The sequence below is a fragment of the Micromonospora rhizosphaerae genome (assembly GCF_900091465.1).
GTDB lineage: Bacteria > Actinomycetota > Actinomycetes > Mycobacteriales > Micromonosporaceae > Micromonospora > Micromonospora rhizosphaerae.
On the sequence record NZ_FMHV01000002.1, the window covers coordinates 5,922,578 to 5,942,647 of the forward strand.

17 protein-coding genes and 1 pseudogene are annotated in these 20,070 nt (G+C 71.8%); 5 read left to right on the top strand and 13 right to left on the bottom strand.

Annotation, left to right across the window (positions count from 1 at the left end; translation table 11 throughout):
- Positions 1 to 8: 8 nt before the first annotated feature.
- Positions 9 to 707 (bottom strand): HAD family hydrolase, encoded by a 699-nt coding sequence (locus tag GA0070624_RS27930; protein ID WP_091345839.1) that lies wholly within the window; start codon positions 705 to 707, stop codon positions 9 to 11.
- Positions 708 to 908: 201 nt separating this feature from the next.
- Here GA0070624_RS27930 and GA0070624_RS27935 point away from each other — a divergent pair, with 201 nt between their 5' ends.
- Entirely contained in the window at positions 909 to 2,261 is a 1,353-nt protein-coding gene (locus GA0070624_RS27935; protein ID WP_245719044.1) for a hypothetical protein, read from the top strand.
- A gap of 66 nt (positions 2,262 to 2,327) precedes the next feature.
- Here the strand turns inward: GA0070624_RS27935 and GA0070624_RS27940 are convergent, their stop codons facing one another.
- Positions 2,328 to 5,030 (bottom strand): MGH1-like glycoside hydrolase domain-containing protein, encoded by a 2,703-nt coding sequence (locus GA0070624_RS27940; protein ID WP_091345840.1) that lies wholly within the window; start codon positions 5,028 to 5,030, stop codon positions 2,328 to 2,330.
- Between the two features lie 42 nt (positions 5,031 to 5,072).
- On the opposite strand from GA0070624_RS27940, the gene GA0070624_RS27945 reads away from it, so the two are divergent.
- From GA0070624_RS27945 to GA0070624_RS27955, 3 genes are all read left to right on the top strand, one after another.
- Complete coding sequence (locus GA0070624_RS27945) at positions 5,073 to 7,007, top strand: amylo-alpha-1,6-glucosidase (RefSeq protein ID WP_091345841.1); 1,935 nt, start codon at positions 5,073 to 5,075, stop codon at positions 7,005 to 7,007.
- Positions 7,008 to 7,263: 256 nt separating this feature from the next.
- Positions 7,264 to 8,073 carry a metal-dependent hydrolase gene (locus tag GA0070624_RS27950; RefSeq protein ID WP_091345842.1) on the top strand — a complete coding sequence of 270 codons (810 nt, stop codon included), beginning with the start codon at positions 7,264 to 7,266 and terminating at the stop codon, positions 8,071 to 8,073.
- Positions 8,070 to 8,993, top strand: coding sequence for an amidohydrolase family protein (locus GA0070624_RS27955; protein WP_245719045.1), 924 nt, complete (start codon positions 8,070 to 8,072; stop codon positions 8,991 to 8,993). Before GA0070624_RS27950 ends, GA0070624_RS27955 begins: the two co-directional genes overlap by 4 nt.
- A 202-nt stretch (positions 8,994 to 9,195) precedes the next feature.
- On the opposite strand, the gene GA0070624_RS27960 is transcribed toward GA0070624_RS27955, so the two are convergent.
- The 7 genes and pseudogenes from GA0070624_RS27960 to GA0070624_RS27990 all read right to left on the bottom strand — a co-directional run bounded on the left by GA0070624_RS27960 (position 9,196) and on the right by GA0070624_RS27990 (position 16,705).
- Positions 9,196 to 9,789, bottom strand: coding sequence for a nucleotidyltransferase family protein (locus GA0070624_RS27960; RefSeq protein WP_091345843.1), 594 nt, complete (start codon positions 9,787 to 9,789; stop codon positions 9,196 to 9,198).
- A 160-nt stretch (positions 9,790 to 9,949) separates the two neighbouring features.
- The gene (locus tag GA0070624_RS27965; protein WP_091345844.1) at positions 9,950 to 11,659 is read right to left on the bottom strand and encodes a bifunctional 3'-5' exonuclease/DNA polymerase; all 1,710 of its coding nucleotides are present in this window, start codon (positions 11,657 to 11,659) and stop codon (positions 9,950 to 9,952) included.
- 410 nt (positions 11,660 to 12,069) lie between these two features.
- Positions 12,070 to 13,026: a carbohydrate ABC transporter permease gene (locus tag GA0070624_RS27970; RefSeq protein WP_091345845.1), complete on the bottom strand. Its 957-nt coding sequence runs from the start codon at positions 13,024 to 13,026 to the stop codon at positions 12,070 to 12,072.
- A gap of 13 nt (positions 13,027 to 13,039) precedes the next feature.
- Positions 13,040 to 13,981, bottom strand: coding sequence for a carbohydrate ABC transporter permease (locus tag GA0070624_RS27975; RefSeq protein WP_091349957.1), 942 nt, complete (start codon positions 13,979 to 13,981; stop codon positions 13,040 to 13,042).
- 33 nt (positions 13,982 to 14,014) lie between these two features.
- Positions 14,015 to 15,424, bottom strand: a complete 1,410-nt coding sequence (gene ngcE, locus GA0070624_RS27980) for an N-acetylglucosamine/diacetylchitobiose ABC transporter substrate-binding protein (protein WP_091345846.1) — start codon at positions 15,422 to 15,424, stop codon at positions 14,015 to 14,017.
- Between the two features lie 25 nt (positions 15,425 to 15,449).
- Positions 15,450 to 15,764: pseudogene (locus GA0070624_RS27985) on the bottom strand (sugar isomerase); the annotation flags it as partial.
- Positions 15,743 to 16,705, bottom strand: a complete 963-nt coding sequence (locus GA0070624_RS27990) for a MurR/RpiR family transcriptional regulator (protein WP_091345847.1) — start codon at positions 16,703 to 16,705, stop codon at positions 15,743 to 15,745. The gene GA0070624_RS27990 and the pseudogene GA0070624_RS27985, both read right to left, overlap by 22 nt.
- 194 nt (positions 16,706 to 16,899) lie before the next feature.
- Here GA0070624_RS27990 and GA0070624_RS27995 point away from each other — a divergent pair, with 194 nt between their 5' ends.
- Positions 16,900 to 17,889 carry an N-acetylglucosamine kinase gene (locus GA0070624_RS27995; protein ID WP_091345848.1) on the top strand — a complete coding sequence of 330 codons (990 nt, stop codon included), beginning with the start codon at positions 16,900 to 16,902 and terminating at the stop codon, positions 17,887 to 17,889.
- A gap of 303 nt (positions 17,890 to 18,192) precedes the next feature.
- On the opposite strand, the gene GA0070624_RS28000 is transcribed toward GA0070624_RS27995, so the two are convergent.
- The 4 genes from GA0070624_RS28000 to GA0070624_RS28015 form a co-directional block, all read right to left on the bottom strand.
- Positions 18,193 to 18,627, bottom strand: a complete 435-nt coding sequence (locus tag GA0070624_RS28000; protein ID WP_091345849.1) for an SRPBCC family protein — start codon at positions 18,625 to 18,627, stop codon at positions 18,193 to 18,195.
- Positions 18,620 to 18,940, bottom strand: a complete 321-nt coding sequence (locus GA0070624_RS28005) for an ArsR/SmtB family transcription factor (protein WP_091345850.1) — start codon at positions 18,938 to 18,940, stop codon at positions 18,620 to 18,622. Before GA0070624_RS28005 ends, GA0070624_RS28000 begins: the two co-directional genes overlap by 8 nt.
- The gene (locus GA0070624_RS28010; protein WP_091345851.1) at positions 18,933 to 19,307 is read right to left on the bottom strand and encodes a glyoxalase superfamily protein; all 375 of its coding nucleotides are present in this window, start codon (positions 19,305 to 19,307) and stop codon (positions 18,933 to 18,935) included. The genes GA0070624_RS28005 and GA0070624_RS28010 overlap by 8 nt, the downstream gene beginning before the upstream one ends.
- A 92-nt stretch (positions 19,308 to 19,399) precedes the next feature.
- On the bottom strand, positions 19,400 to 20,029 hold the full coding sequence (locus GA0070624_RS28015) for a hypothetical protein (protein ID WP_091349959.1): 630 nt from the start codon (positions 20,027 to 20,029) through the stop codon (positions 19,400 to 19,402).
- Between the last annotated feature and the right edge of the window lie 41 nt (positions 20,030 to 20,070).

A 20,070-nucleotide genomic window follows, 5' to 3' on the forward strand; every position in this document is an offset into this window, starting at 1 on the left:
CCGGTCGATCAGAAATGCTGGACCAGGTCGGTGAAGGCGGCCAGCCGGATCACCCCGCTGTCGGTAGGTTCCAGCTCGTCGTGCTCCAGCACCCAGGTGTTCTCGTTCGGGATGAAGACGGCGTTCATGCCGGCGGCCCGGGCGGGCAGGATGTCCGACTTCGGGGAGTTGCCGATCATCCACGCGGTGGCCGGTTCGAAGGCGTGCTCGCGGGCCAACCAGCGGTAGGTGTCGACGTCCTTCTCCCGGACGATGTGCGCGGCCCGGAAGTGGTGCAGCAGGCCGGAGGCGTCGAGCTTGCGCTGCTGTTCCTCCCGCTCCCCCTTGGTGAGCAGCAGCAGCTCGTGGCGGGTGGCGAGCTCGTCGAGGGTCTCCGCGACGCCGGGCATCAGCTCGACCTTGTGCCCGACCAGCGCCGCGCACAGGTCGTCGATCTCCCGGCGTTCCCGCTCGGTGGCCGGCCGCTCGCGCAGCCGCTCCAGACACTCGCCGAGGCTGCGCAGGAAGACCTTGCTGCCGTAACCGTGCGCCACGGCGTTGGCCCGCTCGATGTCGTCGAGTACGGCCCGGATCTCGGCGCGGTCCAGCGTCGGGTGGTCCAGCCAGGCGAGGAAGTCGTCGATCACCCGCTCGAAGAGGACGTTGTTCTCCCAGAGCGTGTCGTCGGCGTCGAAGACCAGCACATTCGCGTCCCGCCGCTGCTCCATCGTGGTTCCCTCCCGTGTCCGGACCGGGCCACGTTACTGCGAACGACGAGGGCGGACACCGGGGTTGCCGCCGACGCGCGGTAGAGCGTACAAGATCATCGGTGGGCGGCCGGACGGTCGGCGCGAATCTGACCGAACGCCGACGAGTCGACGGCGGGCACCCGACTGTGCGTACCCGGGTCGTGGCGGGATGCTACGGCGATGACTACCTCTCGCGACCATCCACGCACGACTCGGTCCCGACCCACGAGACGGAACCGGCGGTACCGGAGCGCCGCGGCCACCGGCCTGGTGGCGGCGCTCGTCGCGGCGGGCACCGCCCTGCCGGCGACCCCGGCCCTCGCGGTCAACGCCCAGCACTCCACAGTGGTCAGTGCCGATCCGGCGAACTGGACGCCACACGCGCTGGACGGCACCGTGTACCGGATCATCCAGATCGGCAACCGCGTCTACATGGCCGGTTCCTTCACCAAGGTCCGCAACGCGGGCAGCACCACCGAGCTGGCCATGCCTCGGCTGGTGGCCTTCGACGCCACCACCGGCCGGATCGACACCACCTTCCGGCCCGTCGTCAACAGCACGGTCAAGGCGCTCGCCGCCGCCGAGGACGGCCGGTCGCTCTACATCGGTGGGTCGTTCACCTCGGTCAACGGCGCTGCCGCGCCCCGAGTCGCCCGGATCGACGCGGCCACCGGCGCGCGGGTGGCCGGCTTCACCCCGGCGGCGCTCAACGGCCAGGTCAACGACATGCGGCTGGTCGGCGGGCGGCTGATCGTGGGCGGGGCGTTCCAGACCGTGGCCGGGGTGACCCGGCGTGGCCTGGCGGCGCTCAATACCGGCACCGGCGCCGCCGACTCGTCGGTCAACCTGCGGCTCGAAGGTCCCCGGACCACCTCGACCGGGGCCACCGCACCGGTCAAGGTCGAGGCGCTCGACGTTTCCGCCGACGGCAGCCGGCTGATCTTCATCGGCAACTTCAGCTCGGTCGCCGGGCAGGCCCGCCACCAGATCGCGGTGGCGCGGCTGAGCTCCACGGGCGCGGCCCTCTCCGGCTGGTCGACCATCCGGTACCAGCCCACCTGCTCCGGCGGCACGCCCACCTACATGCGGGGGGTGGACATTTCGCCCGACGGGACCTGGTTCGCCGTGGTGACGACCGGCTACACGTACACCGGTCTGCTCTGCGACACGGCAGCCCGGTGGGAGTTCGGCACCGAGACCTCCGGCAAGCAACCGACCTGGGTGAACTACACCGGTGGCGACACGCTGCTCTCGGTGGCGATCACCGGCGTCGCGGTCTACGTCGGGGGGCACCAGCGCTGGCTGGACAACCCGTACGGCCGCAACTCGGCCGGCCCGGGCGCGGTGTCCCGGCCCGGGATCGGCGCCATCCACCCCACCACCGGCAAGGCCCTGGCGTGGAACCCCACGAAGGAGCGGGGGGTGGGTACCGCCGACATCTACGCCACCGACCGCGGGCTCTTCATCGGCAGCGACACCAGTACCGTCGCCGGTGAGTACCACGGCAAGATCGCCTTCTTCCCGTTGCCCTGAATGCCGGCACCCGCGGGCGCGGCGGCCGATCCTCCCGGCCGCCGCGCCCTCGGCCGGTTCGACGGATCATCGGCGCAGGGTGAGGATCAGGTCGGCAACCAGCGCGGTCCAGCCGGTCTGGTGCCACGCCCCCAGCCCCGCGCCGTTGTCGCCGTGGAAGTACTCGGGGAAGGAGATCAGGTCCCGCCAGTCCGGGTGGGTCTGGAAGAGCTGGCAGGCGCCGTAGATCGGCCGCCGCCCCCAGTCGCCTCGGGTGAAGAGCGAGATCAGCCGGGTGGAGAGATCGTCGGCGATCTCGTCGAGGGTCCGCTTCTGACCCGATCGGGTCGGGTACTCGACCTGGAGGTCGTCGCCGAAGAAGGCGGCGTAGTCGCGCAGCGCGCCGATCAGCAGGAAGTTCGTCGGCATCCAGATCGGGCCGCGCCAGTTGGAGTTGCCGCCGAACAGCCCGCTGGTGGACTCGGCCGGCTCGTAGCCGACGCAGAACTCCTGGCCGCCCAAGCTGACCGAGAACGGCTTGTCCAGGTGCGCGCGGCTGAGCGTACGGAGGCCGTACTCGGAGAGGAACTCGTCGGTGTCCAGCATCCGGGCGAGCAGCCGGATCATCTGCTCCGGGCCGACCATGGAGAGCAGCCGCTGCTGGCGGCCGTCCGGGCCGAGCCGACGGGCGCCGATCACGTCGCCGTACTCGGGGCGGTTGGTGAGGAACCAGCGCAGCCGGGCGCCCAGCTCGGGCAGGTAGTGCAGGGTCCGCGCGGTGAGCCGGGTGGTCGCGGCCAGCGGCAGCAGGCCAACCACCGAGCGCACCTTGAGCGGGACCTGGCTGCCGTCGGCCAGCCGCAGCACGTCGTAGAAGAAGCCGTCCTCGTCGTCCCAGAGCCCCTGGTGGTACGCGGCGGCGGCGATGTACGCGAAGTGCTCGAAGAACTTCGTCGCGGTGTCCACGTACGCCCGGTCGTGCTCGGCGAGCACGATCGCCATGTCGAGCAGGTTGAGCGCGTACATGGCCATCCAGCCGGTGCCGTCGGACTGCTCCAGCACCCCGGCCACCGGCAGCGCGGCCGAGCGGTCGAACGGGCCGACGTTGTCCAGCCCGAGGAAGCCGCCCTCGAAGACGTTGTTGCCGCCGGTGTCCTTGCGGTTGACCCACCAGGTGAAGTTGAGCAGCAGCTTGTGCATCACCCGGGCGAGGAACTGGTAGTCCCGGGAGCCGTCGATCTCGAACACCTTCAGCGCCGCCCACGCGTGCACCGGCGGGTTCACGTCGCCGAACGCCCACTCGTACGCGGGAATCTGCCCGTTGGGGTGCAGGTACCACTCGCGGAGCAGCAGGAGCACCTGGTCCTTGGCGAAGCCGGGGTCGACCCGGGCGATGGTCACGCAGTGGAAGGCCAGGTCCCAGGCCGCGTACCAGGGGTATTCCCAGGGGTCGGGCATGGAGATCACGTCGAAGCTGGTCATGTGCCACCAGTGACTGTTGCGCCCGTGCCGGCGGCCGGCCGGCGGCGGCGTCGAGCCGGGATCGCCCTCCAGCCAGCGCTTGACGTCGAAGTGGTAGAACTGCTTGCCCCACATCAGCCCGGCGATGGCCTGCCGGGCCACCAGGGCCTCGTCGGCGGAGGCGGCGGCCGGGATGACGCCGGCGAAGAAGCGGTTCGCCTCGGCGCGCCGGGCCCAGAGCACCGCGTCGAAGCCGTCGCCCAGGTCGGCGGGGGGTGGCGGAGCGCTCGCCGGCGGCGGGGCGGTGCGGGTCAGCCGCAGCCGGATCTGCCGCTGCCCGCCGGCCGGCACGTCCAGCACGTAGTGCAGTGCCCCCTTCGTCCCCTCCCGGTCCGGGTTGACGGTGGTCGCGCCGGACACGACGTGGTCGTTGATCCCGTCCTTCGGGTACGGCGACCGGCCGGGCAGCCCCCAGAGCCGGTCGGCGTTGGTGTCGTTGTCGCAGAGCAGCGAGGTCGGCTCGCCGTCGCCCTCCAGCAGGAGCTGCCCGAGCACCCTGTGCTCGCCGACCAGCCGGGCGCCCTCGCCGACCAGCTTCGGCACCCGGTCACCGCCGGGCAGGCCCCAGGCCCAGGTGTTGCGGAACCAGAGGGTGGGCAGCACGTGCAGGCTGGCCGCCCGGTCACCCCGGTTGGCCACGGTGATCAGGATGCACATGTCGGTGGGGGACGCCTTGGCGTAGTCGACGGTCACCGCCCAGTACCGGTCGTCGTCGAAGATCCCCGTGTCGACCAGCTCGTACTCGGTGTCCTCCCGGCCGCGCAGCGCGTTGACGGCGACCAGCTCGTCGTACGGGAAGGCGGCCTGGGGGTAGTGGTAGCGCCAGCGCATGAACGAGTGGGTGGGAGTGGAGTCCTCGTACCACCAGTAGTCCTTGACGTCCTCGCCGTGGTTGCCGCCGTCGCCGCCGAGGCCGAACATCCGCTCCTTGAGGATCGGGTCCTTCCCGTTCCACAGGGCCAGGGCGAAGCAGAAGGTCTGCCGGTCGTCGCAGACGCCCGCCATCCCGTCCTCGTTCCACCGGTAGGCTCGGGACCGGGCGTGATCGTGGGGGAAATAGTCCCACGCCGTGCCGTGTTCGCTGTAGTCCTCCCGTACCGTCCCCCACGCCCGCTCGGAAAGATAGGGGCCCCAGGCACGCCAGTCCTGCTCGCCGGCGTCGGCCTGGGCGAGTCGGAGCCGCTCGGGGTCGGGGGCGTCGGAGGATGACCGGTCAGTGAACACCTGCACATCTTCGACGCCGCCGGGGTACTTCACCACAGCGGCCATTCTCGTCGTGGCGTGGTACACGTCGCCGCCGGTGGAGGAAAGTTGATCGACATTCGTTCTGGTCCGCAGGTCTGCGGCGAGCTGGCCGGCGGGGCGAGCCGCGAGTGGCTGGTGCCGGACGGCCGCGGCGGCTACGCCATGGGCACGGTCAGCGGGCTGCGGACCCGCCGCTACCACGGCCTGCTGGTGGTGGCCGGGGACACGCCGGCGTCCCGCCGGGTCGGGCTGGTCAGCCTGGACCCGGCGGTCACCCTCCCCTCCGGGGACCGGGTCCGGCTGGGCGCGCACGAGTGGTCCTCCGGCATCGTCGACCCGCGCGGCTTCGAACGGCTGGAGCAGTTCGCCCTCGTCGACGGGGTGCCCCGCTGGCGGTGGCGGATCGGCGACGTGGTGATCGAGCGGGAGCTGGCCATGGCGTACGGCCGATCCTGCGTCGCCGTCGTGCACCGGCTGGTCTCCGGCGGCCCGGTCCGGCTGGACCTGGCCGCGGTCTGCACCTGGCGGGACGCGCACGGCGAGCGCCGGGCGGACGGGCCGGCGCCCCGAATGGAGCCGGTCGCCGGCGGGGCGATCGTCGAGGGCGCGTTCCGGCTGGCCGGGCCGGACTGGACGCCCGAGGGGCAGTGGTGGCTGGGCGTACGCCACCGCGAGGAGGCGGCCCGCGGGTTGAGCCCGGAGGAGGACCTCTGGTACGCCGGGCGCTTCTCCGGGGCGCTGGACAAGCCCGGCGACACCGTGTCGGTGCTGGCCTGGGCGGACGGCTTGGCCGAGGAGCCGCCCCCGGCGACCGGGCTGGTCGAGGCGGCCCGGCGGCGCAACCGGGCGGTGGTGGCCGCGGCGAAGCCGACCGACGCGGTGGAGGCGACGCTCGCCCTGGCCGCCGACGCGTTCGTGATCCGCACCGCTTTCGGCCCGGACGTCGTCGCCGGCTACCCCTGGTTCGGCGTTTGGTCGCGGGACACCATGACCGCCTACGAGGGGCTCTTCCTCTGCACCAACCGGGCCGACGAGGGGCGCGAGCTGCTCCGGGCGTACGCGGCGACGCTGTCGGAGGGGATGCTGGCGAACACCGCCGACACCGGCCGGGTGGAGTACAACACGGCCGACGCGACGCTGTGGTTCCTGCACGCGGTGAACCGGCACGTCACCGCCACCGCCGACACCGACCTGGGCGCCGAACTGCTGCCCCTGCTGCAGGGGGTGGTCGAGGCACACCTGGCCGGCACCCGGTACGGCATCGGCGTCGACCCGGCCGACCGGCTGGTCACCCAGGGCGGCCTCCCGGGCATGGCGCTGACCTGGATGGACGCCCGGGTGAACGGGGTGCCGGTGACCCCGCGTGCCGGCAAGCCGGTGGAGGTCAACGCGCTCTGGGTGAACGGGCTGGCGGGTCTGGCCGAGCTGACCGAGCTGACCGGCCGGGACGCCACGGCGCTGTGGGGGCTGCACGCACAGGCGGCCGCCTCGTTCCGGAGGCGGTTCCCGGCGCCGGTGGGCTGGCTGCACGACGTGGTGGACGCGCCGGCGTACCCGCTGGGCGGTGCGGCGCGTCACGACGACGACCTGCTCCGCCCCAATCAACTCCTCGCCTGGTCGCTGCCGTACGCCCCGCTGGAGCCGGATGCGGCGACGCTGCGCCGGATCGCGACGGGGCTGTTCACCCCGCTCGGCCCGCGCAGCCTCGCCCCCGACTCCCCCGGCTTCGTCGGGCGGCACCGGGGCGGGCCGGCCGAGCGGGACAGCGGCTACCACCAGGGCACCGTCTGGCCCTGGCTGATCGGCCCGTTCGTCGACGCGTACCGCCGGGCGAAGCTGCCGGTGGATGACCTGCTGGTCGGACTTGAGGGGCATCTGGGGGAGTACGGGCTCGGCTCGGTGAGCGAGACGGCCGACGGCGACCCGCCGCACGCCGCGACCGGCTGCCCGTTCCAGGCGTGGTCGGTCGCCGAGTTCCTGCGCGTCCGGCGGACGCGCTGACGGGGTGCTCACCAACGTCTGCCGGTGATCGCCAGTCGGGAATTGTCCTACGAGTGGTGTTGGCTTCGGTATGTGCCTCGTCGCCGGGATCCTGCCGCCCCACGGGTTCGCCGCGACGCGGCGCCGCCTGCTGAGCTTCCGGCCCCGCCCCCGACTCCCCTCCCCAGTGGACCGTCCGGGTGATCCCCCTCGACGGCGACGCAAACTACAGTGGCGTAGTTTTGCCGATCAAGATCTCTGGGGAGGGCGAGCCGAGATGATGGGACCGTCCCACGCGCTGTCCGGCGCGGCGGTGTGGCTGACCGGCGCCTGGGCGCTGGACCACTTCGCCGACTACCACCAGACGCCGCTGGCGCTCGCGGTGGGGACGGCCGTCTGCGCCGGTGGGGCCCTCTTCCCCGACCTGGACCTCTCCGGCAAGGTGACCCGCAACCAGGGCGGGGCGACGGTGGCCCGGACCTTCGGCGTGTTCAGCCTCTTCATCGCCGAGGTGATGGAGAAGATCTCGCTCGGCGTCTACTACGCCACCAAGCTCAGCAAGGACCCGCGCCGCAGCAACGGCCACCGCACCCTGACCCACACCATCCCGTTCACCGTGCTGGTCGGCTGGGGCACCACGGCGCTCTGCGCCGCGTACGGCAAGTGGGCCGTGGTCAGCATCCTGTTCTTCATGATCGGGCTCGCGCTGCGCGGGCTGTTCGACGAGTGGGCGGAACGGGCCGGCTGGTTGATCGTGACCCTGGTGTCGGCGGCCGCCGCCTGGTTCACCTTCGCCAACCTGCCCGGCGACCGGGGCTATCCGATGATCGGCCTGGCGGTCGGGGTGGGCTGCTTCGTGCACATCCTCGGCGACATGATCACCCGGGCCGGGGTGCCGATCCTCTGGCCGATCCCGATCAAGCGGCGGATGTGGACCATGGTCGGACTGCCCGACGGCATCGCGCTGCGGACCGGCAGCAAGGCGGAGGTGATCGTGCTGCGCGCCGCGCTGACGGTCCTCGCAGTGCTGGCCGCGGTGGGGCTGGTCGCGCCGTCGGTGCTGCACCGGTTCAATATCGAGGCGTGACCAGCTTTCTGGATGTCTCCGACGCCGTCCGACGGCCGCCCCTCGATGACGCCGAGGTGCCGGCGTTCTGGCAGCGGCTCGGGCTGCCCGGACTCGCCGACGTGCACGTGCACTTCCTGCCGCCCAGGCTGCTGCGCAAGGTGTGGGCGTACTTCGACGCGGCCGGCCCGCTGGTCGGCACCGAGTGGCCGATCCGGTACCGGTGGAGTGACACCGAGCGGATCGCCCACCTGCGCCGGCTCGGCGTCCGGGCGTTCAGCGCGCTGGCGTACCCGCACCGGCCCGGCATGGCCGCCGCGCTGAACCGGTGGACGCTGGACTTCGCCGCGGCCACGCCCGGCTGCCTGCCGTCGGCGACCTTCTACCCGGAGCCGGAGGCCGAGCGGTACGTCACCGAGGCGCTGGCCGCCGGCGCCCGGGTGTTCAAGGTGCACGTGCAGGTGGGCGGGTTCCTGCCGACCGACCCGGAGCTCGACCGGGTGTGGGGGCTGCTGGCCGACGCCGGCGTCCCAGTGGTGGTGCACGCCGGGCACGCCCCGGTCGGCACCGCGCACACCGGACCCGAGCCGTTCGCCGCGCTGCTCGCCCGGCATCCGACGCTGACCGCGATCGTCGCGCACCTGGGTGCGCCGGACTACGCCGCCTTCCGCCGCCTGGCGGAGACGTACCCGCGGGTGCGGCTGGACACCACCATGGCGTTCACCTCCTTCTTCGACCGGTTCATGCCGTTCCCGGACGAGGAGCTGCCCCGGCTGCGCGAGCTGGGGCTGGCCGGCAAGGTGCTGCTCGGCAGCGACTTCCCGAACATCCCCTACCCGTACGCCGAGCAGCTCGCCGGCCTGGCCCAACTCGACCTCGGCGACGACTGGCTGCGGGCGGTGTGCTGGCACAACGGCGCCGCCCTGTTCGACCTGGATTGACACCGGCTGCCGGTGTTGCCGCGGCTGCAGCAGAGCAAAGCGCGTCGACGGGTTCCCGAGGCCGGCGGGAGGACGGGTGCCCGGCCGACCGCGCAGCCATCATCGGCAGGGTGGCGAACCGGCGTGGGACCGGGGCCGCGCGGGCGGGTTCGTCGGCAACCAGCGCGCGCGGGAGCCGGGCGGGGCACCGCGAGGCGGAGCCCTAGACGCCGACGCGCTGTGGGGGGACGGTGAGTCCGTAGAGCGCCATGAGCTCCGGGCTGTCGATCCGGCTGCCGTCGGCCACCGAGTCGCAGGAGATGTCGACGATCTGGTCCTTGTGCGCCAGCAGGTAGGGCCGCGCGCCGACGTCGGCGTTGGCCAGGGTCGCGATGCCGGCCCAGTGCCGGCGGCCGAAGAGCATCGGGTAGCCGCGCAGCCCGTCGTAGGTCGCGCAGACCAGCACATCCGGGTACGGCAGCGCGCTCACCCGCCGGACGGCCGCCGCGGTCAGCCCCGGCATGTCCACCGGCACCACGACGACCGCCTCGATCCCCTCGTCGGTCAGCGCCGCCAGCCCGGCACGGATCGAGGAGCCGACCCCGGTCCCCCACGCCCGGTTGACCACCACCGTGGCCCCGGTCAGGTCCGTGGTCTCGCGGACCTGGTCGGCCGCCGCGCCAAGCACGACCACGACCTGCTCGCAGCCCGCCTCGGTCATCGTGTCGATCATCCGGCTCACCAGGGGCCGCTCCCCCTGATGCAGCAGGGCCTCGGGTCCACCGATCCGGCGCCCTCCGCCCGCTGCGATGATCATTCCTGCGATCCGGTTCAGCTACGCCCCCTCAACCAAGGGGACGGACCCCCGCACCCGGCCCGCCCCGTCGTACGCACAACGGTCCCAACGACCGCCCCAGGGGCGGGGTGGCGGGGCAAAAAGGGAAAATTGGTCGGTATACCGCTTTGTTGCCCGACCGTTACGCGGCGTCGGCGTAGCAGTCGACGATCGACAGATCCAGCGGGAAGCGAACCGGGGTGTCGCCGAAGAGCAGCGCGGTCGCCCGGCGGCCCGCGGCGGCGACGGCCTCGGCCACCGCGTCCGCCTGGTCGACCGGGCAGTGCACGATCACCTCGTCGTGCTGGAAGAAGACCAGCTCGGCATCGGTGCCGGCCAACGCCGTACGCAGCGTGGCCAGCAGGGTGGACGCCCACTCGGCGGCGGTCGCCTGGATGACGAAGTTGCGGGTGAACCGGCCCCGGGAGCGGGCGGCGCGGGCGCTCGGCCCATGCGGATCCGCCACGGCCTCCGGGTCGACGGCGGCCTCCTCGCCGTCCGAGAAGCCCGCCGAACCGGGCGGGCAGGTGCGCCCCAGCCAGGACCGGACCAGCCCACCCGCCTCGCCGGTGCGGGCCGCCGCCTCGACGTAGCCGAAGGCGGTGGGATAGCTGTGCCGCAGCACGGCCAGCGCGGGCACCGCCGCCCCGCCGGTCTGCCCGTACATCGCACCGAGCAGCGCGACCTTGGCCCGGGCCCGGTCACCGCCGAAGGCGTCCCGGGCGAGGGCGGCGTAGAGGTCGCCGGCACCACCGGCCGCGGCGAGCCGGGCGTCCCCGGAGACCGCAGCGAGCACCCGGGGCTCCAGCTGACCGGCGTCGGCGACCACGAACCTCCAGCCCGGGTCGGCCACCACCGCCCGCCGGATCACCTTCGGGATCTGCAGCGCCCCGCCACCCCGGGTGGCCCACCGCCCGGAGACCACGCCGCCGGGTACGTACTCCGGGTGGAACCGGCCGCCGGAGACCCAGGCGTCCCGCCAGGTCCAGCCGTGCGCCGTCCAGATCCGGTAGAGCTCCTTGTACTCCAGGACCAGCGGCACGGCGGGATGCTCCACCCCGCGCAGCACCCAGGCCCGGGTGTTCGGCAGCTCCACCCCGGCCCGGGCGAACGCCTTCAGCAGCTCCGCCGGAGAGTCGGCGTGCAGCTGTCGTACGCCGAACGCCCCGGCGATCCGGGCGGCCAGCTCGGCCAGCCGGCGGGGCGGACCACCGACCGGGGAGGCCTCGCCGAGCAGCTCGGCCAGGATGGCGTCGTGCACCTCGGCCCGCCAGGGCAGGCCGGCCGCCCCCATCTCCGCGGAGATCAGCGCGCCGGCCGACTCGGCCGCGACCAGCAGCCGGAACCGCCCGGGGTGCTCGGTCGCGGCGATCCGGGCGAGCTGGTCTGCGTACACCCGGGTGAGGGCCTCGACGCCCGGGCCCGGCGGGCCGGACGGCGCGTCGAAGAGCGCGCCCTGCCCGTGGCCGGGTGGCTCCGGCGGGCGGGGCGCCGGGTCTGGCGGGACCGGCGCGCCGGTCAGCCGGGCCCAGGCCGCGGCGAGCGAGCGGGGCTCGCCCCAGCGGCCGGCGTACCCGAGCAGCAGCGCCTCGGTCAGCTCCACGTCGTGACAGCGCTCGAGCCGGACGCCGGCGCGCAGCAGCGCGGGGTAGACCGCCGCTCCGGACGCCCACACCCAACGCGGGTGCTCGGCGGCCTCCCGCGCGGCCACCGCGGTGGCGAGGTCGGCCACCGGCTCGGCCGGCGCCGTGGGCCGGCCGGCGGGGTCGAGGGGTTGCAGCACTCCCCCGCCCCGCTCGTCGGACACCACTGCCACCAGCACGAACGCGATTCTGCCCCGCGCCTCCGACACTCACCGTTGCGAGCGAGTGAGCATGAGTAAGCTCATCCACTCACAGTCCGGCGTTACCCCCGGACGCTCCTCGTCTTAGCCGCTTGCGCGGTGCGAGGTTGACGCTTCAGCGACCATCGCCAGCGAACGTGCTGGACTTACACCGTCTCCGCGTCCGTTCGACCCGAGGGGTCCGGTTCCCGAGGCACTCCCGGTACCGATCAAGGTGGCGCATTTAACCTGCCGCCGCAGGAGTCCTGCTTGCAGGGCGAACTTGGTTATCGTCCGCCCGGCGTCGGTCACTCTATCACTGAAGTCCACCGAAATGCATCAGCGCCTACTCGGCCGGCAACAGCTGGCAGCCCCGCACCCCGGTCATGGAGGCGCGCCCCCACGCGCCCGGTCCCGAGCCACCCACCGCCGGGGCCGGGTTACTTGCCGACGCCGGCGGTGAGGCCGGACTGGACCTGGCGCTGGAAGACGATGTAGACGATGAGCACGGGGAGCATCGCCATGGTCACGCCGGCGAAGAGGCCGGACCAGTCGGACCTGTACCCCTGGTTGACCGAGAGTTCGATCAGCCCCTGGGAGATGACCTGGTTCTTCGGCTCGCCGCCCACCGACTGCATGAGCAGGGTCGGCAGGTACCACTGGTTCCACTGGCCGAGCACGTTGAAGATGCCGATGCTGATCAGGCCGGGCTTGGACATCGGCAGCATGACCCTGAAGAAGGTCATCGTGTGCGAGGCGCCGTCGACCATCGCCGCCTCGGCAACCGTGGTCGGCAGCGTCCGGAAGAACGAGTGCATGAAGAAGACCGTGAACGACAGCGACCAGGCAACGTACACCAAAATCAGCATGACGTGCTTGTTCGGGCCAAGCAGGGGAAAGACGGTGCCGGTGTTGTAGACGCCCTTGAAGAGGGGCACCGCCGCAAGATAGATCGGCAGCGTGAGGCCGGACAGGAACATGTAGTAGATCGCCCGGTTGCCGGGGAACTCGTACCTGGCCAGCACATACGCGGCCATCGAGCCCAGCAGCATGGTCAGCGTCACGCTGCCGGCGAGGATCAGCACCGTGTTGAGGAAGAACGCCCCGATGTGGCCCTGGCCCCAGGCCCGCGCGAAGTTGTCCCAGTGCAGCGCATCGGGGATCAGCGACAGCGGCTCCTTGATAATCTGCGCGTCGTCCTTGAAGGACGACATCACCACCCACAGCAGCGGGTAGACCACCATGACGGCCCACACCAGCAGGAACAGGTGCGAGAAGCCGTTGAAGAACCGCTCGGCCAGGCCACCGCCGCGCCGGCCGGTCCTCGGCGCCCCCCGCCCGGGCGGGGTCTTGTCGGGCCGGGTCACCGGGCCCGACGGCTGTGTCACCGTGCTCATCGCCACCGCCTCCTCAGAACTCGATCCGCTCGCGACGGGTGATCCTCAACTGCGCCGCGGCCAGGAGCATCGTGAAGATCGCCAGCGCCACGGCGATGGCGCAGGCATAGCCGAACTGGCCCTTCCGGAACGCAGTGAATTGGATTACCGACGCGAAGATCTCGCTGGTGTGGTTCGGGCCGCCCTGGTCGGGGGTCATGACGTACACCAGCGCAAACATATCCAGCGCGATGAACCCCAGGTAGACCCACGCCACCGACACGGTGTCGCGCAGCAGTGGCAGCGTGACCCGGAAGAACGTATGCACCCGGCTGGCGCCGTCGAGCAGCGCAGCCTCGTAGATATCCCTCGGGATCGACTGCATGGCCGCGGAGAAGAGCACCATGTAGAAGCCGGTGCCACTCCACACCGCGATCAGCAGCAGCCACCACAGCACCGCCGGAACACCGAGGAACGGCTCCGGGTCGACGACGAACGCGATCGGGTTGTCCCGGTCGACCAGGCCGACCTTCATGAGTACGCCGTTGATCAGCCCCTGATCGTCGGAGCGGTAGACCGCCTTCCACATCACCGCGATGACCACCAGCGACAGGGTGATCGGGAAGAAGAAGATCACTTTGTACAGACCGGAGCCGAAGACGCCCCGGATGCCGGCCCTGCCCCCGCGTCCACCCACGTTGAGCAGGAACGCGAGGAACAGGGCCAGCGCGATCGTGACCAGCGGCAGCATGACCAGGAAGAAGACGTTGTGCCAGAACGCCGTCCTGACCAGCTCGTCCTTGAACAGTCGGACGTAGTTATCAAGACCGACGAACTTCTGGGTGTCCGAATAGCCACCCCAGTCGGTCAACGAGTATCCCGCCGCCTGCACGAAGGGCCACACCACGTAGAAGAGGTACAGCGCAACCGGCAGGGCCAGGAAGCCCGTGACAAAACGCGCAACACCGTGCCGCATGGTCACTCACTTCTCTAACTGATCCGGGGTTGGTCAGGACGTCCGGGTCTGCTTCTTGACGTTCGGGTCCTTGGCGACCTTGTCGGCGGCCGCCTGCATCTTGTCGACGAACTGCCGCGCGGTGAGCCGGCCGGCCATGAACTCCTCGGACAGGTTCTGGCCCTCCTTCTCCAGATCGGCGTACCAGTCCCAGATCCGCACCGAGATGAGACCGCTGGCGTTCTTCATGACGCTGTTCGCGCTCGCCAGGGCGGAGTCCTGCACATTGTCGCCGGAGCCCTTCGTGGAGGCCAGCGACTTGGTCAGCTCGGCGAACTTGGCCGAGCCTTCCTTCGACAGGATCGCCCGCAGGACCTCCTTCGCGGCCTCCTTGTTGGGGGCCTTGCTCGGCACCACGAAGCCCTCACCGGAGCTCGCGTAGACGTCCTTCGGCGCCGCGTCCCCCGTGTTGCTCCAGTAGTCCGACAGCGTCAACTCGAAGCCCGGCGGGATGGTCTTGGCCATCTCGTTCTTCAGCCACGTGCCGACCTGGATGAACGCGGCCTTGTGGTCCAGCCACGCCTGCTGGGACTGGGTGTGGTCGAGCTTGCCCGCGAGGAGCAGCTTGTCCTTGACCAGCTTCTCCCAGGGCTCCAGCCCCTTGAGGACGGCGTCGGCCTTCCAGGCGTTGTCCTTGAGGTTGTCGATGTCGATGACCACCTGCTTGCCCCCGGCCTTCCAGATGCTCGCCATCAGCGCCCACCGCGGGTAGTAGCCGTGAATCGCGTCGTGAACGTACGGCGCCATGCCCTTCGCCTTGATCTTCGGGGCGAGGGCGAAGAAGTCGTCCCAGGTCACGGGCGGCTGCCAGCCCTCCTTCTGGAACAGGGCCGCGTCGTACCAGTTGCCCCAGACCGTGTAGGCCACGTTGACCACGTAGAACTTGCCGTCCTGGGTGCCGTCGCTCACCGTGCCTGGCAGCAGCGAGTCTTCGACGGTGCCCTCGCCGTCCCAGGCGGGTGCCTTGAGCAGATCGTCGAGCGGCTCGATCGCGCCTTCGTTGACGAGCGTGGCGCGGTCCATCGAGTCGGCGCCCGAGTTCATGATCAGGTCGCTCGGCTGGGTGGCCATCTTCGGCTGCTCTTCGGTCTTGATCTTCTGAGTCGAGCTCATGTTGACCGTGATGTTCGGGTGCTTCTTGTTGAAGATGGCCTTGTCTTCCTTGGCCCACTGGTCGCCCAGGCCACCGTTGAAGATGACCACCTTGACGGCGCTGCCGTCCTTGGCGCCGAACGGGTTGTCCTTGCTCTTCGTCCCGCCGCCGGTGTTCGACTTCTCGGGTGAGCTGCCCGCGCAGGCGCTGAGCAGACCGGCGGCCGGGGTGACGAGCAGGCCGGCGGCGGCGGCGCGCTGCAGCAGTGTGCGGCGGCTGAGGTCGCCGCGGTTCTCGGGGGTAACCGACATCTCTGTCTCTCCTTGTGGTGTCGGGTCAGGCGGCCCGCCGGAGGCGCCCGGCGTACCGCGACTCGAGGGCGAGGTGGTGCTCGTCCCCACCGGGGACGTTGGCGGAGAGGTAGCTAGGGGGTACCTCCCCGGCCTGGTGGAACCGTCGTACGACCTCGGCGGTCAGCAGCCGCGCGAGCAGCGCGGCGTTGACCGAGGAGACCGCACAGACCGCGCCGCCGCCCTCGAGCGGCAGCAGTGCGTCGCCGTACGGCGCGCCGTTGTCCGGCTCGACCACTCCATCGAGCCGGACCGGGGCGGCGCACCGCGGGGCGGTAATCATGAGGTGGCCCCCTTCGCGGCCTTGTGTCCGTCAACGGCCTGGGCGGTACGCCGGAAGGCCGCGTGGGCGCGGTCGTGGGTGCGCTGGGCCACCGCGACATAGAGCAGATCGAGCACGACCAGCTGGGGGTGCCGGGCGGAGAGCGCGTCCGGCCGGAAGGTGGTGGCTTGGCTGGCGGTGAGCAGCACGATGTCGGCCAGCTCGGCCAGCGGCGAGCGGGGGAAGCCGGTCAGCGCGATCGTGGTCGCGCCCCGACTGTCGGCCTCCGCGAGCATCTCGATGGTCTCCCGGGTCTGCCCGCTGTGCGAGATGCCCAGCGCCACGTCCCCGGCGCCCAGCAGCGCCGCGCTGGCCAGCCCCTCGTGCACGTCGCTCCAGGCCCAGGCGGCCACCCCGATCCGGTGCAGGCTGAACTGCATCTCCTCGCCGACCAGCGCGCTGCCGCTGGCGCCGAAGATGTTCACCCGGCTCGCCCCGGCGATGGCGACCGCGGCCCGTTCCACCTCGGCGAGGTCGAGCAGCGCGGCGGTGTCGTGCATGGCCCGGGTGTCGGCGGCCATGATCTGGTCGAGCACCCGGGTCAACGGGTCGCTCGGTTGGATCTCCCGTCCGATGTCGACGGTCCAGCCGGCCGACCGGGCCCGGCCGGTCTCCGCGGCGATGCCGAGTCGCAGGTCGGCGTAGCCCTCGAAGCCCATCGCCCGGCAGAACCGGGTGATGGTCGCCGGCGAGGTGCCGCTGCGCTCGGCCAACTCCACGATGGTGGCCCGGGCCGCCGCCTCCGGGTCGCTGAGCACATGCTCGGCGACCCGGCGCAACGCCCCCGTCAGCTCCCCCGCCCCGGCCCGGACTCGGGCCAGCACCCCGTCGGAAGAGACGGCCACGCCGCCTCGCCGGTCGACCGCGTCGGGGTCGACCACCGCGGTCCCCGCGGCGGTGTCCACCTCGTGATCGACCATCGAAGGCCTTTCCGAAAAGAGTGTTAACTGTTAGTGGTAAAAGTTCTTACTGAAGGGCCCTCCGTGTCAAGGCCGTGGGCGAAGTTTTCAAACTGTTACCTGGCGCACAGCTCCGCGCCGGCGCGGATCTTGCCTCGCGGAGCGCGGCCGACCAGCATGAAGCCGCAGCGCGAGACCCCAGGGAGGCCCAACGGATGTCCGGCACCGTCGTGGTCGGTCTCGACGTCGGAGGTACGTCCACTCGGGCCGCCGCCCTGAGCCTGGAGGGTGAGCGGCTCGGTACCGGCCGGGCCGCTGGCGGCAATCCGACCAGCCACGGCGCCGAGCGGGCCGCCGCCGAACTGCTGGCCGCGCTGCGCGCCGCGCTCGCCGGCGTGGACCCGGCCCGGGTCCGGGCCGGCACCATCGGGCTGGCCGGGGCCGGCCGGCTGCTCGCCGACCCGCGCGGACGGGAGGCCTTCGACCGGGCCTGGCACGACGCCGGGCTGCGCTGCCCGTACACAGTGCACGGCGACGCCCTCGTCGCGTACGCCTCGGGCACCTCAGCCCCGGACGGCACGGTGCTGATCGCCGGCACCGGCGCGATCGCCGCCCAGGTTCGCGACCTGCGGCAGGACCGCACCGCCGACGGGCACGGCTGGCTCCTCGGCGACGCCGGCTCGGGCTTCTGGCTGGGCCGGGAGGCGGTCCGGCGGCTCCTCGCCGACCTGGACCGGGCCCGTCCCCCGGGCGGCCTGGCCGCCCGGGTCCTCACCGAGCTGACCGGCTCGCCGGAGGTGGCCGCCCGGCCCCGCACCACCGCGGAGGCGGTGGTGCAGGCGGTGACCCGCCGCCCGCCGGTGGAGCTGGCCCGACTCGCCCCGCTGGTGGTCGCGGCGGCCCACGAGGGCGAGCCGACCGGAGTCGACCTGATCGCCGAGGCCGCCGCGCTGCTCGCCGAGAGCGTGAGCCGGATCCGGCCGGCCGGCGCGAGCGACCCCGTCGTGCTGGGCGGCGGGCTGCTCACCGGGGACACCCCGCTCGCCGACGCGGTCCGCGCCCAGCTGACCCGGCGCTGGCCGGACGCCCCGCTGCACACGGCCGGGGACGGCGCCGCCGCGGCGGCCTGGCTCGCCGCCCGCGACCTGCCCGAGGTCACCGATCCCGCGGCGCTGCACGCCCGGCTGGTCCCCCCGACCCGCTGACCCGCACGGCCTTTCCTCGCCGGGCAAGACACTGGCGGACGCCTTTGGAGCTGCCCCGCCCGTGCGCCCGTCGGCTGTGCACGGGTGGGAACGCCGGGAAAGCCACCAGATCTTCCGCTGGGAAGAGCCGGCCAGGCCAGTGCCGCCGTCCGTGTCGCGGTGCTCACGGGCAGAGATTCGGCTGTCAGGCTTCCGCCCGCCGCCGGTGGTCGCACCGACGGGGCAGCTACACAGCGAACGCGGGAGACTCGCCGTCCCCGTGGCTGATGCCCGCGGCGGGCGTGGCCGAAGCCACGCCGTGAATCAGCCAGCCGCGGCGGCCAGGATGCCTTCCAGACGGCGCCAGACGTGCGAGCGCCAGCCACCGTCGAGCAGGGTGAACGTCCGGCGCTGAACCGGGTCGTCCGGGTCGAAGCCGCTGTGCTCGAGGAAGAGCCGGGTGCCCCGCCCCTCCGGCGCGAGAGTCCAGGTCACCACGGTGTCCAACCGGCCGCCGCGCCAGGCCCAGCGCAGCCGGCGCGGCGGGTCGATCTCCAGTACCTCGCAGTGGACCACGCCGTCGAATCCCTGTCCCGGACGCGGGTCGGTGCGGAAGGTGAACCGGTGGCCCTGGACCGGCGTGAAGTCGTTCGACATCAGCCAGCGGGCCAGCAGATCAGAATCGGTCAGCGCCCGCCATACCTTGATCGGCGGATGGGCCAGGAACTGGTCGACGGCAATCGTGGTCGGCTCACTCATCGGGCATCGCATCCAGCACCTCGCGCAGGTCGGCGAGGCGGGCCCGCCAGAACCGCTCGTACGGGCTGAGCCAGTCGGCCACCTGCCGCAGCGGCTCGGCCCGCAGCGAGTAGAGCCGCTGCCGGCCGGCCGGCTGCTCCACCACCAGGCCCGCGTCCTTGAGCACCTTCAGGTGCTCGGAAAGGCTGGGCCGGCGCATGTCGAAGTGGTCGGCGAGGCGCTGCACCGGCTGCTCACCCCGCTCGAGCAGCAGCCGGAGCAGCTCGCGCCGGGTCGGGTTGGCGAGCGCGGCGAAGACGTCACCCTCAGACACGGGTCGCCTGGAGCACGAGGCCGTTGCCGTCCGGGTCGTCGAAGGTGACGTACCGGCCCCAGGGCGCAACCTGGATGCCACCGTCGGCGAACACCACTCCCCGGTCCCGCAGCGCGGCCACGTCGCGGTCGAGGTCGTCGGTCTCCAGCACCAGGCCCTTGAGCGAGCCCGGCGGCATGGTCGGGAACCAGGTGACCAGGGTCAGCGCGGTCGCCGCCCCCTTCGGGGCGACCTGCACCCAGCGCCCGCCCGGGCCCATCGGGTTGTCCCACACCAGGTCGAAGCCGAGCACGTCGACGTAGAAGTCACGGGCGCGGTCCTGGTCGCTGACGGGTACGGAGACGAGCTGCACATGGGTCACGGTCATGCCGGCCACAATAGGTAGGAGACTTCCTACCAGTCAAGCGGAGCGAGGGCCGGCCGACCCGCGGCCGACCGGCCCTGGCTGCGGAAACGCGGTCAGTTGGTCGGATAGCCCGGCTGACCGTACTGGCCCTGCGGGGCCGGGTAGCCGGGCTGCCCCGGGTGGCCCGACTGAGCCTGCGGGTCCTGGCCATACTGGGCCTGCCCGTACTGAGCCTGCGGGTCCTGGCCATACTGGGCCTGCCCGTACTGAGCCTGCGGGGTCTGCCCGTACTGAGCCTGCGGGGCCTGGCCGTAGGGAGCCTGCGGCGCCTGGCCGTAGGGAGCCTGGGGGGCCGGCTGGCCGTACTGGCCCTGCGGAGCCGGCCAACCCTCGGCGGACTGGCCGTGGCCGGCCGGGTAGTCGTGGCCCTGCGGGCCGGACTGGCCGGGCTGGCCGGGCTGGCTCTGGGCGGCGAACTGGTGCGCGGCGGCCTCCTCCTTGGCCTCCTTCCGCGCCTTCACGGCGCGCACGATCAGCAGGATCGGCAGGATGAAGGCGTAGAAGAAGATTCGATATTCGCCGCCCTCGAACAGGAACATCAGGTAGAACCCGTACGCGAAGAAGGCGAGGCCGACGACGACGTTGAGGATGCGGGAGCCGGTGCCCTGCTCGCGGATGGCGAGGCCGATGACGATCATCGCGATGCCGCCCAGCATCAGCAGGAGCGTGTAGAGAAGAAACATGTGATCCCCGTCAATTCGGTTAATGTGCCGGCCCACCATAG

Excerpts from the sequence above, each read along its gene's own strand:
- GA0070624_RS27940 (WP_091345840.1), bottom strand. The coding sequence starts at position 5,030 with ATGGCCGCTGTGGTGAAGTACCCCGGCGGCGTCGAAGATGTGCAGGTG.
- GA0070624_RS27950 (WP_091345842.1), top strand. The coding sequence starts at position 7,264 with ATGATGGGACCGTCCCACGCGCTGTCCGGCGCGGCGGTGTGGCTGACC.
- GA0070624_RS27995 (WP_091345848.1), top strand. The coding sequence starts at position 16,900 with ATGTCCGGCACCGTCGTGGTCGGTCTCGACGTCGGAGGTACGTCCACT.
- GA0070624_RS28010 (WP_091345851.1), bottom strand. The coding sequence starts at position 19,307 with ATGACCGTGACCCATGTGCAGCTCGTCTCCGTACCCGTCAGCGACCAG.
- GA0070624_RS27935 (WP_245719044.1), top strand. The coding sequence starts at position 909 with ATGACTACCTCTCGCGACCATCCACGCACGACTCGGTCCCGACCCACG.
- GA0070624_RS27960 (WP_091345843.1), bottom strand. The coding sequence starts at position 9,789 with ATGATCATCGCAGCGGGCGGAGGGCGCCGGATCGGTGGACCCGAGGCC.
- GA0070624_RS27990 (WP_091345847.1), bottom strand. The coding sequence starts at position 16,705 with ATGGTCGATCACGAGGTGGACACCGCCGCGGGGACCGCGGTGGTCGAC.
- ngcE (WP_091345846.1), bottom strand. The coding sequence starts at position 15,424 with ATGTCGGTTACCCCCGAGAACCGCGGCGACCTCAGCCGCCGCACACTG.
- GA0070624_RS27930 (WP_091345839.1), bottom strand. The coding sequence starts at position 707 with ATGGAGCAGCGGCGGGACGCGAATGTGCTGGTCTTCGACGCCGACGAC.
- GA0070624_RS27970 (WP_091345845.1), bottom strand. The coding sequence starts at position 13,026 with ATGAGCACGGTGACACAGCCGTCGGGCCCGGTGACCCGGCCCGACAAG.
- GA0070624_RS28000 (WP_091345849.1), bottom strand. The coding sequence starts at position 18,627 with ATGAGTGAGCCGACCACGATTGCCGTCGACCAGTTCCTGGCCCATCCG.
- GA0070624_RS27975 (WP_091349957.1), bottom strand. The coding sequence starts at position 13,981 with ATGCGGCACGGTGTTGCGCGTTTTGTCACGGGCTTCCTGGCCCTGCCG.
- GA0070624_RS28015 (WP_091349959.1), bottom strand. The coding sequence starts at position 20,029 with ATGTTTCTTCTCTACACGCTCCTGCTGATGCTGGGCGGCATCGCGATG.